Origin of the sequence: Flavobacterium soyae (genome assembly GCF_021245985.1) — a bacterium.
GTDB lineage: Bacteria > Bacteroidota > Bacteroidia > Flavobacteriales > Flavobacteriaceae > Flavobacterium > Flavobacterium soyae.
Genome location: NZ_JAJQXA010000003.1, coordinates 70573 through 83638, shown reverse-complemented (window position 1 = coordinate 83638; position 13066 = coordinate 70573). Strand labels below are relative to the sequence as shown.

The window sequence follows — 13066 nt, the reverse complement described above, 5'->3', positions numbered from 1 at the left end:
AAATACATATAAATAGACAGAAAGAAAATTCAACTCTATTTTCAGTGTTCCTGATGTTCGAGAAACGTGTTGTTTAATTTTTCGTGCAGTATATTAAGCGTTGTAAAATTTATTTCTAATGGTTCTTCTTTAAAAAAATCGCCATTAAAAACTTCATTTTCGTTTTTAGAATGGGCATTTAGACGCTCAAACATTTTATCAAGTTCGGCATAAGCATAACTCACATTAATAAACGAAATAAATTTTTCTACAACCTGTTTCATTCCGTCGTTATAATAAAGAGCCGTAACATTCTGATCTGTTTCATAAAAACTCAGAAAACCTTCAAAATATTTCTCTAAAACCAAAGCCCCATATTGCTGAAAACTTATTTGATTAATTTCCTGAGCCGTAATTCCAAAAACACTCGGAGGCAGCAGATTTGGGACCATATGCATTCCCATCTTTTTTTGATGTGATTTTAAAACTTCTGTTGGGTTTCTGTAAAGCAGTGCAAAAGGTATTTCAGGAAAAACAGATCTTAAATAACCCGCATCAAAAATATGCCAGGCATCAAGTTTTAAAATTAAATTCTTTTGTTCCGGAAATCTTTTCTGCCCTAATAATTTAATCACAGCTTTTAAAAGTGCTGTCTTTTTATCTAAACCAAACAAATTACTTCGTAAAATTTCATCAACAATTGGCGCTTCAGAAACCATAATATTTTCAGTTGATGCGGCCAAAGACTGACTCAGCATTGTAGAACCGCATCTGGATACATGAAATACTAAAGATTTTAAATCGACCGAGGCTAATTCTTCAGACCATTCTACAAGATTTTCTACAGTGCTGACTACTTTAAATAAATGTGAATTATGAGCGTGGCTTCTGCATTTTGAAATTGTTTCATCAAAAAAAGGATCACTATATTTTAAGTCTCCCAGATAAATCCATTCAAAATAAATTTCATTATTTTTCTCAATTAACTTATAAGGAATCCAATTAGAAAGAGGGTGATGTATATTTTCCATTGCTGATTTTATTTTGATTGAAGGTCTGCTATAATTTTCGCTGTCATTTCTGATGGGTTCCGCAAAAGCTCGGCAATAATCTGCTGTTTTATCTCATCAGAATATCCATTTTTATTTGAAGAAGCATGAATATCAAAACCCATTTCTGCAAATAATTTATCAGACCAGTCATTCCGTATACAGTCAAGGGTGAGATGAATTCGCGGTTCGGCGCTTTTATTTTCAACACTATGCGGAAGCTGAAAATTAGCATACCAGCACTCTCCCATTTTCATAGGTACCAATTTTTTATCTACATAAAAAAAGACTTCCTGATTTGTTATTATAGGTACATGAATCCTAAAAAAACCGTCTTCATAAGAAGTATCATTATCTGTATGTTCTTTTATTTCGCTTTGAGGCCCTAACCGAAGTAATCGCACGGCTTCTTTTTCGCATTGAAACCAGTCCATAATTTCTTTAAAATAATGACAGCGGTCCAGCAGCGGTGTATTTTTATATTCTTTATTTGAAAAAGAGGTAATATCATTTACCAAACCCGATTGCGATCGTAAAGAAACACTTGTCCAGTTACCTTCATACCGATTTGTATTAAAATGCGGTGTCCATAAATCATTTTCGCAAATTGTAAGTTCTTGCTGTAGTTTTTCAATCGAAAAGGTAATAGGGAGTTTGCTTGACGAAGGATTCATGAGCTTAAAAGATTAAATTTGAGATTTGTTTTAGTCTTGTAAATATATAAAATACACAAACCCAATCATCAAATAAATAAGCAAAATTTTACAAATTCAGGAATTTGTTTTTTTAATCAAACTTCCTCCTTTAAATTATCAATAATAAAGTCGTAAAGCTTATTTGTTGAAAAAGAAACCGTTTCTAAATCGGTTTTTAAAACTAAATCTGCCTTTGCGGGAGTTTCAAAAACATCACTTATTCCCGTAAAATTTTTAATTCTATTAAGGTCATCTTCCGGCAGTAATGCTTTTTTATACAAACCTTTCGGATCTCTTTTAATCAAATTATTTATCGAGCAGTCTAAAAAAACAGTTCGTACAAATTCGTGTGTTCTTAATTCATTTCGCAGGCTTTCATACGGATTTATTACAGACATTAAAGTAATCGTATCTTCTGCAACAAAATTTCGTGCTACATTAAAAAGACGCCTCACATTCTCGCAGCGGTCTTCTTTAGAAAATCCTAGATCTTTACAAATTGTTTTTCGGTACACATCGCCGTCAACAATTTCAGCCTTATAACCGTTTTCGATTAATAAATGCTGAACATTTTGAGCCAATGTCGTTTTTCCCGAACCTGATAATCCTGTAAACTGAATTAAAATCATTTAGAATTTCTTTGTTTTTTATGAGGTATTAAAACTAAATAATCTGCAAAGTCAAAACAATAAGTATAATTACGGTTTTATTGTCTCTCAAAAATATTAAAAATAGAAAATTAAAATGTGCCATTAGACATATAATATCGGTAGATATTTAGAATTCGGTATACGGTGGCGTGCCATAGGTACACTACATAACGATATCTATTGCGTACCTACGGCACGATAAATCAATTTAAACTATTTTTTCTACCGATATTATGTGCCTAACGGCACAAAGTAAAATTTCAACTTAATTCTTGAAAATCACTATTTTCAATTAAAAACAAACGTGCCGATAGGCACATAATATCGGCAGCCATAACGTTTGGTATTCGTTGGCGTACCGTAGGTACACAACATAACGATATCTATTGCGTACCTACGGCACGATAAATCAATTTAAACTATTTTTTCTACCGATATTATGTGCCTAACGGCACAAAGTAAAATTTCAACTTAATTCTTGAAAATCACTATTTTCAATTAAAAAAAACGAGGCTGTCTCAAAAGTCGAGACAACCTCTTTTTTATTCGGATACCTATCGGAGAAATTTTCCATTTACGCAATTCTCAACAGCTTGATTTTACTTTTGAGACAGCCTCATAACATCGGCAGCCATAACGTTTGGTATCCGTTGGCGTGCCGTAGGTACGCAACATAACAATATCTATTACGTACCTACAGCACGATAAATCAATTTAAACTATTTTTTCTACCGATATTTAGTATCTAAAGGCGCAAAGTATATACTTTTAACTCTTGATTAGCATAAATCTCTATTTTTCAACTAAACAAAAACGTGCCGTTAGGCACATAATATCGGTAGACATAAAATTCGATATTCGGTGGCGTGCCGTAGGTACGCTACAAAATGACAGCTATTGCGTACCTGCGGCACGCTAAATTTTATTACAATTCTTGTTTTCTACCTATATTTAGTACCTACAGCACAACTCTTAATTCGCATAAATCACTATTTTTATCTTTTAATAAATTTAAAATGAAAAAGAAACTTGTTGTTTTAACCGGCGCCGGAATTAGTGCCGAAAGTGGTATTAAAACATTTCGTGACAGCGATGGTTTATGGGAAGGTCACAATGTAATGGAAGTTGCAACTCCCGAAGGCTGGCATAAAAACCAGAATTTAGTTCTGGATTTTTACAACAAAAGACGTCAGCAGTTAAAAGAAGTACAGCCAAATTTAGGACATCAAATTTTAGCCGAATTAGAAAAAGACTTCGACGTTTATATTATCACTCAAAATGTCGACGATTTACACGAACGTGCCGGGAGCACAAAAGTTTTGCATTTACATGGAGAATTATTAAAAGTGAGAAGCACCAGAAATCGTGACTTAATTCTAGACTGGTCAGACGATTTACTTACCGGAGATTTAGATGAAAACGGACACCAGCTGCGACCGCATATTGTGTGGTTTGGCGAAGAAGTTCCTGCATTGGAAGAAGCAATTGATATAACCGAAACAGCAGATTATTTTGCAGTAATAGGAACTTCATTGCAGGTGTATCCTGCGGCAGGTTTAATTTCTTATGCCCCGGGTACCACACCGGTTTTTTATATTGACCCAAAACCCATTTCAATTCCCAATATTCGAAACAAAGTTGAAGTGATTGCCAAAACGGCAACTGAAGGAGTTGCAGATTTAAGAGAAAAATTAAAATCGATTTAAAAACACAAATTTCACGAATTGGCACGAAGATTATTTTTTTAAATTTATTTACTATCCGTAAATTAAAAAATTAGTGACAATTCGTGAAATTCGTGTTTTGCCCTTTTAAAATACCTTCAATTGACTTTGTGATTACTTTAAATCCGCAAATTCTGTTTATATTTGCACCTTTCGAAAAACAACATAACAATGACTACTCTAAACGAATTGAATGCTATATCGCCAATTGACGGAAGATATAGAAATAAAACTCAAAATTTAGCACCTTTCTTTTCTGAAGAAGCTTTAATAAAATACCGTGTACTGGTTGAAATTGAATATTTCATCGCTTTATGCGAAATTCCTTTACCTCAGCTTTCCGGCGTAAATTCAGGTTTATTTGACAGCTTAAGAAATATCTACAAAAATTTCTCTACTGAAGATGCGCTTTGGATTAAAGAAACAGAAAAAGTAACCAACCACGACGTAAAAGCCGTTGAATATTTTATTAAAGATGCTTTTGAAAAATTAGGTTTATCTCAATACAAAGAGTTCATTCACTTCGGATTAACATCTCAGGATATTAACAATACTGCGATTCCGCTTTCTACAAAAGAAGCTTTTGAGCAGGTATATATGCCCTCTTTAATTGCTTTAATTTCTAAATTAAAAGAATTAAGTGTTGAATGGGCCGCTATTCCAATGCTGGCTCGCACGCACGGACAGCCGGCTTCTCCTACTCGTTTAGGAAAAGAAATCCTTGTTTTTGTAGAGCGTCTTGAAGAGCAGATGCGTTTATTGTTCAATATTCCGTTTGCGGCTAAATTTGGCGGGGCAACAGGAAATTACAATGCACACCATGCAGCGTATCCGCAGATTGACTGGAAACAATTTGGAACTAAATTTGTTGAAACAGGTTTAGGTTTACACCATTCTTTCCCTACAACCCAAATTGAGCATTACGATCATTTTGCTGCATTTTTTGATGGTTTAAAAAGAATCAACAATATCATTATCGATTTAGATCGTGATATCTGGACGTATGTTTCAATGGATTATTTTAAACAAAAAATCAAAGCGGGTGAAATTGGTTCATCGGCAATGCCGCATAAAGTAAACCCAATTGATTTTGAAAATTCTGAAGGAAACTTAGGAATCGCCAATGCTGTTTTTGAGCATTTAGCGGCAAAACTTCCAATCTCAAGATTACAGCGTGATTTAACAGACAGTACCGTTTTAAGAAATATTGGTGTTCCTGTTGGACATACAATTATTGCTTTTGAAGCTACTCTTAAAGGTTTGAACAAATTATTGTTGAACGAAAGCAAATTTGCCGAAGATTTAGAGAAAAACTGGGCAGTTGTGGCTGAGGCAATTCAAACCATTTTACGCCGCGAAGCCTATCCAAATCCGTATGAAGCATTAAAAGGTTTAACAAGAACTAATGAAGCTATTGATAAAAATGCGATTCATAATTTTATTGCTTCTTTAGAAGTTTCTGATGCTGTTCGGGCAGAATTAATGCAGATAACTCCCAGCAATTACACAGGAATTTAAAGAAAACCTAAAATATTTTGTCAAAAAAAGCTATCTTTATCGGGATAGCTTTTTTATTTACAAAATTTTTAAATGTTATGCTCTTTATAAACCCTCAATGGCAAGGTTCCGGAATAACGAATGAATTAAAAGCCGGAGCGGAAACCTTAAAGTTATTTTTTAAAGATTATAAATTCAAAGAAATTTCTCTTTATGAAAAAGATTTAGAAACACATCATAATATTATAGCTTATAATTCTATTTTAAAACAAACTGAATTCTTCAAAAATGAAATTGCAGAACGTAAATTAAAAAAAATTGCAACTATTGGAGGAGATTGCGGAATTGAAATTATTCCTATTTCTTATTTAAACAAAATTTACAACAATGATTTATGTGTAATTTGGATTGATGCACATGCTGATTTGAATACCCCGGAAAGTTCCCCAAGTAAAACATTTCATGGAATGCCTTTGAGAACACTTCTTGGTGAGGGAAATGAAAATATAAAAAAACTTCTTTTCTCGACCATTAAACCACAACAAATAGGCTTTGTCGGGTTAAGAGATTTAGACAATCCAGAAATAGAGTATATAGCCTCAAATAATATCAAATCTGTTTTAAGATGTGATTATTCAGATTTAGAAAATACAATCAAGTCTTTTAACAACGTATATATTCACCTTGATTTAGATGTTTTAGACGAATCAGAGTTTAAATATACAATGTTTCCAACAAGTAATGGATTTAAAATAAATGAAGTTAATGATCTAATCACAGAAATCAAACAAAAATCAAATGTAGTCGGGATATGTATTACCGAATCTAAAGCTGCAAAATTAGAACAGCTTGAACCCATCAGAAAAATTCTTGAACAAATAATAATTTAGAGTATAAAAATCAAAATTACAAATAGAATTATTACCTCCTAAAATACCAATTTATGATTGCCTTGAATGCCGCTGTAGAAACTACGCACCATTTACAACCTTTAATTAGCGATCTGGGATTAATCCTGATGACTGCCGGAATTGCCGTTTTATTATTTAAATTAATTAAACAGCCTTTGGTTTTAGGGTATTTAATTGCGGGATTTTTGGCCGGAAATCATTTTGATTTTTTCCCAACTATTACCGAGATGAAAAGTGTTGAAGTCTGGGCAGAAATTGGCGTGATTATTTTATTGTTCAGTCTGGGCCTCGAATTTAGTTTTAAGAAACTGATGAAAGTGGGCGGGACTGCCTCTATAACAGCAATTACCCAGATTATCACGATGGTTGTATTGGGTTATCTGGTAGGGCGATGGATGAATTGGGGACAAATGGACAGTATCTTTCTGGGCGTAATTTTATCGATTTCTTCTACCACAATCATTCTAAAAACCTTTGACGAGCTTGGTGTAAAAGCACAAAAATTTGCCGGAATCGTAATTGGGTCATTAATCGTTCAGGACCTTGTAGCTATTTTAATGATGGTTTTACTTTCAACTATTGCGGTAAGTCAGCAGTTTTCAGGAAGCGAATTGATGATGTCGGTCCTAAAACTAATATTCTTCCTCACAGCATGGTTTATTGGCGGAATCTTTTTTATTCCAACACTTCTTAAAAAAGCCAAACATTTATTGACTGACGAAATGCTGCTTATTATTTCCCTTGCGCTTTGTTTAACAATGGTAAGCTTTGCTTCTAATGTTGGTTTTTCTCCGGCTTTAGGAGCTTTTATCATGGGGTCTATTATTGCCGAAACTACACAGGCTGAACATATTGAACATTTAGTAAAACCTGTAAAAGATTTATTTGGCGCAATTTTCTTCGTATCAGTCGGGATGCTTATTGATCCCAAAATGTTATACACACATGCATTGCCGGTAGCGGTTTTAACTTTCGTAACAATTATTGGTCAATCTGTAAGTTCTACTATTGGTGCACTATTAGCGGGGCAGCCTTTAAAACAATCCGTGCAGACGGGAATGAGTTTGTCGCAAATTGGAGAGTTTTCGTTTATTATTGCAACACTCGGAATGACCCTGAATGTTACCAGTTCTTTTTTATATCCTGTTGTTGTGGCAGTCTCGGCTGTAACAACTTTTACGACACCGTTTATGGTGAAATATGCAGAGCCGTTTTCTCATTTCCTGGAACAAAAACTTCCTAAAAAATGGGTCAAAAACATCAACCGATATAGTGTAAATGCACAAGCGATAAAATCTGTCAGTATTTGGCAAAAAGTCCTGCACGCCTATCTTATTCAAATCATATTACACACTATTATTATTACAGCCATTATTTTATTATCGGCTAAATTTGTTGCTCCTTTGGTCGAAGACACAAGATTTGGCAACACATTGGCAGCCCTTATTACTATGGTTATTATTGCTCCTCTTTTATGGGCGCTGTCGCTGCGCCGGGTAAAAGTTGACGAAGTCGAAACACTATGGGAAGAACGCAAATACCGTGGTGCACTTTTAATGCTTATTTTAATCAGAATGAGCCTCGGATTATTTTTAGTTGGTTTTTTATTGAATATTTTCTTCTCTCCTTTAGTGGCTTTTGTTGCTTTGATTATTGCAATTGGAGTATATCAGCTTTTCCCAAAAAAACTGAACGAGCAATACCATAAAATCGAAAATCACTTTTTAAAAAACCTAAACGATCGCGAAAACAAAAAAATCGACAGACGATATGCCAATTTAATGCCGTGGGATGGTCACATGTCTATTTTTGATATTGGAAAAGAATCTAACCTTGCCGGAAAAACACTGGAAGAATTGAAGATTCGGGAACTCCTCGGAATCAATATTGCTTATATCAGGCGTGGTGAAGTCACAATACCAATTCCGTCAAAAAATGAGCGTTTATTTCCAGGAGACGAAATTTCTGTGATTGGTACTGATGCTCAAATTACCGAATTCACTAAATACCTGACTCATAATGAAATTGAAGCCAAAACAGTAGAAGAATCAGAAATTGTACTGCGTCAGCTTGAAGTTTCACAGGAAGAATTTACACAAAAAAGCATTAGTCAGTTCAGAGGAAAAACCGGCGGACTGATCGTAGGGATTGAAAGAAACGGAAATCGGATCCTAAACCCGGAATCCAGCTTAATTTTACAGCCAAATGATATTATCTGGGTTGTAGGAGACAAGAAAAAGATGGCTGAACTTCTAAGGGGTTAAGTTGCTGAGATTCTGAGGTTTTTAGCTTTGAGAGTATATCTTAGAAACTTTCAACATAAAAAATAAAAGTGCTGAGTTTCTAAGCCGCTAAGAGTTTAACCTCTTAATAAAAACTTAGAAACTCAGCACCTTAGTATCTTAGTACCTAAAAAAAATCTTAGCATCTTATTTATTCGGCTGCGGTGTAATACGCAGATAAGGTCTTATCGGTGTATATCCTTTTGGGAATTTCGCCGGAATATCACTATCCGGGATCGCCGGCACAATTACTACATCTTCTCCATCCTTCCAGTTTGCCGGAGTGGCAACACTGTAATTTGCAGTTAATTGTAAACTGTCAATTACACGAAGCAATTCGTCAAAATTCCTTCCTGTAGAAGCAGGATAAGTCAATGTAAGTTTGATTTTTTTATCGGCACCAATTACAAAAACAGAACGCACGGTAAATTTATCGCTTGCATTAGGATGAAGCATATCATATAAAGTTGCTATTTTTTTATCCTCATCGGCAATTATTGGGAAATTAACTGTCGTATTTTGAGTTTCGTTAATGTCTTTAATCCACTCCAGGTGCGACTGTAAACCGTCTACACTCAAAGCAATCACCTTCGTATTTCTTTTGGCAAATTCCGGAATATAATTCGCCACAGTTCCCAGTTCAGTAGTACAAACAGGAGTAAAATCTGCCGGATGCGAAAATAAAACGCCCCATGAATCTCCTAACCATTCATGAAAATTGATTGGTCCATGTGTAGTTTCTGCATGAAAATCCGGAGCTGTATCGCCTAATCTTAATGTTGACATAATTTATTTTTTTTAGTTCCTCTAAAATTACTTAAAAAATACATTTAGAAAACACGTAAAAATTAAAAAAAAGTTAAAATTCTATCTTCTCTATCTAATTAGTATTCTAAACTCATTGAATATTAATTCATAAAGATTTATTTAACACATAGAAACATGGTTGTTTTGTAATCTTAAAAGACCTTTCACTTATTTAAAATACACAGAGTAAGCTATGTGAAAGAAATGTTTTTTTTTAGTCCCTTTTTAAGCATAAAATCTATGTTTCTATGTGTAAAAAATAATTACATCCAACGAGAAATGCCATTAAATTAAGCATTTTTAAGATAATTATGACTCAAAAAAATTGTGTAAAAACATCACTTTTTTGAGTATTAAATTTATTGAATAGCCCTCCTGCTTCAGCTGGAGGTATTTAATATGAACAACAATAAGGCTTTAGCCAAATCTGTCATTTTTGGCTAAAGCCATCAGATTGATTTTATATAAACTCCAGCTAAAGCTGCAGCCAATTCAAAAAAACTTCGTTCCCGAAGCCTCAGGATTATGATTCTGCGAAAAATTTATGCGATATAGTATTAAAAGCACTTCTCTTAACTTAATGACATTGTCCAACGGGTTTATAATAAATTAAATAAAACTCACAACAAAGTACCAAATAGCAAGGGTTACAAACGAAATGGGAATTCCAAAACCAATCATCATACTGCTTAATTTTGGCTTTAAACCATAAGTCGAAGCCAAAATTGCACCTGTAATCATTGGAGCCATTGCAATTTCTATAATCGTAATTTTTATAGCCTCAGAATGCTGGTTAAAAATAAACACATAGAGAATAAAAATGATAAACGGCGTTACAATAAGACGGAATAAAAGTCCGAGCTGCAAAAATTTCCAATGCTTGCTTTTTCTATTAAAAGTCAGCTGTAATCCAACCGAAAATAAAGCCAAAGGTGTAACCAGACTTCCCAGTTTTAATAAAAGTGACTGAATATCCGAATCTAAATCGTACTCAAAAACATTTAGCAGGCAGGAGACAATAAATGTAATAAATGGCGGAAAGAGAATTATCTTTTTTGAAATGCTTTTAAAATCCGGGCTCCCTTTTGAGTAAAAAGCCGCCACAAAAACACCCAGGGTCGAAACCACAACAAAAGTTCCCGGCTGATCTACCAGTACAGCTGTTTCTAAACCTTTCTTTCCAAATAAAGCCTCAACAATTGGATAACCAAGAAACGACGAATTACTTAATCCTGCTGTTAAAACCAAACAGCCAATCAGTTTATTAGACCAGCCCAATCGCCGCCCTAAAAAATGAAAAAATACAAAAGCCAGGAAAAAACTAATCCAGCCCGCCCCTATTGGAAACAACAATTCGCTGCTCCATTTTATTTTCGGAATATGATATAAGGTGATGGCCGGAAGGCAGACATAAATGACAATTTTATTGATTGTTTTATAGATATGAACTGGAAACCGCTTTACATTTTGCAAAAGCAATCCTAAAAACAAAAAGAAGAATATTATAATAAAATTGTTCATATCAAGGCTTAAACACAAAAATAGGTATTTATAAATTGATGTATAAAACAAATTACACACCTTCTCTAAGATTTTTGTTATTTTTAACTCATTGAGTGTAATTAATATTAACACATAGTCCCGAAGCTTCGGGAGCAAAGGTTTTGTCATTTCGACCGAAGGGAGAAATCACACTCGAGACTCGACAAAGATTGGCGATTATGCATGCGGAGTTACTTGCGAAGATTTCTCCCTTCGGTCGAAATGACAATATTGCGTTAAGGCTTTGAGAAATTAATTTTATTCTCTAAAAGCTTAATTTAATCACATTGTCCAACCGGGTTTATTTTTAATCTGAAATTTTAAAAATCAATGCAGCAAATAAGAGACAATTTCGAGCGAATGGCAAAACTTTCAGATGATGATTGGAATATTTTTTCGTCAAAGCTCATACGTCGGGAATTTTCAAAGAAAAAACCTATACTCGAAACAGGCCATGTCGAAAATTACCTCTCCTTTATAGAAAAAGGGTTTGTAAGATATTATATTCCCCGTGAAGATAATGATCTCACTTTTGCTTTTGTATTTGATGGCGAATTTACAAGCGGTTATGATTCATTTATTACAAGACAGCCCGCAAACTACACCATCGAAGCCCTTGCCGACACTGTGCTTTGGTGTATATCTTATAATGACCTGCAGGATATTTATGCCGAAACAAAAATTGGCAATACCATTGGGCGTCTTGCAAGCGAAGGATTATTTCTTCAAAAATCAAAGAGAGAACTTTCACTCCTTAACGATTCTGCAGAACAGCGGTATCGTAACCTGTTTACAGAACAGCCGCAGCTGATTCAAAAAATTCCTCAAAAATATCTGGCATCCTATATTGGTATTACACCACAGGCATTGAGCAGGATAAGAAAACGAATTTGTTAACCCAGGTTCATTGTTTCGGGTTTCTTTATTCCGCAGCTTTGCATAAAAAAAGACATGGAAACCCTAATTGTATTATTTGGAACTTTTATAATTACCCTGCTTATTATAAGACTTAAAACCAAAAAAACAGCAATTTCACAAGCAGGCAGAATAGCTATGGCGGCCATGCTTGTATTAACTGCCACAGGTCATTTTTTATTTACCAAAGGCATGACCATGATGGTATCTTTTTTACCTTGGTCAATTGCAATTGTGTATGTTACAGGAATAATAGAGCTCATAGCAGCAGCCGGACTATTGATTTCAAAAACGAGACTGCTCACAGGCAGGCTTCTTATACTATTTTTTATAGTACTGCTTCCCGCAAATATTTATGCGGCATACCACAATATAAATTTAAAAAGTGCTGACTATAGCGGCGAAGGAATGTCTTATCTATGGTTTAGAATACCATTACAGCTGCTTTTTATAGTCTGGGTATATTTTTTTTCAATCAAAAATCAATCAAAAACGGTATAGTTAATCAGGAGCAATGCACATCACTTAAACAGATGATATGCATAATCTTCCGCTTTGTTTTTAATATAGTTTAACCTTGCTGGGCGTAATTAATTCCAACATATAGAAACATAAATTCTGCTACTGTTAAAAGGCATTTCACTTTCATTAACAAACATAGCAATGTGGAAGAAACGAGTTTCTTTTGATCATCTTTTAAAATAAAATTAATCTCGCAAAACCTAAACACAATATTGTCATTTCGACCGAAGGGAGAAATCACACTCGAGACTCGACAAAGATTGGCGATTATGCATGCGGAGTTTCTTGTGTGATTTCTCCCTTCGGTCGAAATGACAAAACCTTTGCTCCCGAAGCTTCGGGATTGCATCTTTGTGAGAGATTTATTCACCATTGCATCATAGATTTTCCCCTTAACTTAATGACATTGAGCTTCGGGACTATGTGTTGAACAAAATTTTTATGCCCAAGAGAAACAAACGGAATTAATTTTTAGTTAAAATTGGTTTTCGTA

The 13066-nt window shown here is 34.3% G+C and carries 11 protein-coding genes; 6 read left to right on the top strand and 5 right to left on the bottom strand.

Annotated features, from left to right (window positions below; translation table 11 throughout):
- Positions 1-41: 41 nt before the first annotated feature.
- The 3 genes from LUU93_RS04770 to cysC form a co-directional block, all read right to left on the bottom strand.
- Positions 42-1010, bottom strand: a complete 969-nt coding sequence (locus LUU93_RS04770) for a sulfotransferase family protein (RefSeq protein WP_232678854.1) — start codon at positions 1008-1010, stop codon at positions 42-44.
- 8 nt (positions 1011-1018) lie between these two features.
- Positions 1019-1702: an aspartyl/asparaginyl beta-hydroxylase domain-containing protein gene (locus LUU93_RS04765; RefSeq protein WP_232678852.1), complete on the bottom strand. Its 684-nt coding sequence runs from the start codon at positions 1700-1702 to the stop codon at positions 1019-1021.
- 116 nt (positions 1703-1818) lie between these two features.
- Positions 1819-2352 carry an adenylyl-sulfate kinase gene (cysC, locus tag LUU93_RS04760; protein ID WP_232678850.1) on the bottom strand — a complete coding sequence of 178 codons (534 nt, stop codon included), beginning with the start codon at positions 2350-2352 and terminating at the stop codon, positions 1819-1821.
- 1037 nt (positions 2353-3389) lie between these two features.
- On the opposite strand from cysC, the gene LUU93_RS04755 reads away from it, so the two are divergent.
- From LUU93_RS04755 to LUU93_RS04740, 4 genes are all read left to right on the top strand, one after another.
- Positions 3390-4079 carry an SIR2 family NAD-dependent protein deacylase gene (locus LUU93_RS04755; protein ID WP_232678848.1) on the top strand — a complete coding sequence of 230 codons (690 nt, stop codon included), beginning with the start codon at positions 3390-3392 and terminating at the stop codon, positions 4077-4079.
- A 189-nt stretch (positions 4080-4268) separates the two neighbouring features.
- The gene (gene purB, locus LUU93_RS04750; protein ID WP_232678846.1) at positions 4269-5615 is read left to right on the top strand and encodes an adenylosuccinate lyase; all 1347 of its coding nucleotides are present in this window, start codon (positions 4269-4271) and stop codon (positions 5613-5615) included.
- Between the two features lie 77 nt (positions 5616-5692).
- The gene (locus tag LUU93_RS04745; protein WP_232678845.1) at positions 5693-6484 is read left to right on the top strand and encodes an arginase family protein; all 792 of its coding nucleotides are present in this window, start codon (positions 5693-5695) and stop codon (positions 6482-6484) included.
- Between the two features lie 53 nt (positions 6485-6537).
- Positions 6538-8769 (top strand): cation:proton antiporter domain-containing protein, encoded by a 2232-nt coding sequence (locus LUU93_RS04740; RefSeq protein WP_232678842.1) that lies wholly within the window; start codon positions 6538-6540, stop codon positions 8767-8769.
- Positions 8770-8934: 165 nt separating this feature from the next.
- Here LUU93_RS04740 and LUU93_RS04735 read toward each other — a convergent pair whose 3' ends face one another.
- Positions 8935-9573 carry a peroxiredoxin gene (locus LUU93_RS04735; RefSeq protein WP_232678840.1) on the bottom strand — a complete coding sequence of 213 codons (639 nt, stop codon included), beginning with the start codon at positions 9571-9573 and terminating at the stop codon, positions 8935-8937.
- A 630-nt stretch (positions 9574-10203) separates the two neighbouring features.
- Entirely contained in the window at positions 10204-11115 is a 912-nt protein-coding gene (locus LUU93_RS04730; RefSeq protein ID WP_232678838.1) for an AEC family transporter, read from the bottom strand.
- A 351-nt stretch (positions 11116-11466) separates the two neighbouring features.
- Here LUU93_RS04730 and LUU93_RS04725 point away from each other — a divergent pair, with 351 nt between their 5' ends.
- Together LUU93_RS04725 and LUU93_RS04720 are read left to right on the top strand one after the other, a co-directional pair.
- Positions 11467-12033: a Crp/Fnr family transcriptional regulator gene (locus tag LUU93_RS04725; RefSeq protein WP_232678836.1), complete on the top strand. Its 567-nt coding sequence runs from the start codon at positions 11467-11469 to the stop codon at positions 12031-12033.
- 54 nt (positions 12034-12087) lie between these two features.
- Positions 12088-12552: a DoxX family protein gene (locus tag LUU93_RS04720; protein ID WP_232678834.1), complete on the top strand. Its 465-nt coding sequence runs from the start codon at positions 12088-12090 to the stop codon at positions 12550-12552.
- Positions 12553-13066 lie beyond the last annotated feature (514 nt).

What these genes read in the sequence shown, in the direction of transcription:
- LUU93_RS04770 (WP_232678854.1), bottom strand. Translation starts at nt 1,010, where the DNA reads ATGGAAAATATACATCACCCTCTTTCTAATTGGATTCCTTATAAGTTA.
- LUU93_RS04765 (WP_232678852.1), bottom strand. Translation starts at nt 1,702, where the DNA reads ATGAATCCTTCGTCAAGCAAACTCCCTATTACCTTTTCGATTGAAAAA.
- cysC (WP_232678850.1), bottom strand. Translation starts at nt 2,352, where the DNA reads ATGATTTTAATTCAGTTTACAGGATTATCAGGTTCGGGAAAAACGACA.
- LUU93_RS04755 (WP_232678848.1), top strand. Translation starts at nt 3,390, where the DNA reads ATGAAAAAGAAACTTGTTGTTTTAACCGGCGCCGGAATTAGTGCCGAA.
- purB (WP_232678846.1), top strand. Translation starts at nt 4,269, where the DNA reads ATGACTACTCTAAACGAATTGAATGCTATATCGCCAATTGACGGAAGA.
- LUU93_RS04745 (WP_232678845.1), top strand. Translation starts at nt 5,693, where the DNA reads ATGCTCTTTATAAACCCTCAATGGCAAGGTTCCGGAATAACGAATGAA.
- LUU93_RS04740 (WP_232678842.1), top strand. Translation starts at nt 6,538, where the DNA reads ATGATTGCCTTGAATGCCGCTGTAGAAACTACGCACCATTTACAACCT.
- LUU93_RS04735 (WP_232678840.1), bottom strand. Translation starts at nt 9,573, where the DNA reads ATGTCAACATTAAGATTAGGCGATACAGCTCCGGATTTTCATGCAGAA.
- LUU93_RS04730 (WP_232678838.1), bottom strand. Translation starts at nt 11,115, where the DNA reads ATGAACAATTTTATTATAATATTCTTCTTTTTGTTTTTAGGATTGCTT.
- LUU93_RS04725 (WP_232678836.1), top strand. Translation starts at nt 11,467, where the DNA reads ATGCAGCAAATAAGAGACAATTTCGAGCGAATGGCAAAACTTTCAGAT.
- LUU93_RS04720 (WP_232678834.1), top strand. Translation starts at nt 12,088, where the DNA reads ATGGAAACCCTAATTGTATTATTTGGAACTTTTATAATTACCCTGCTT.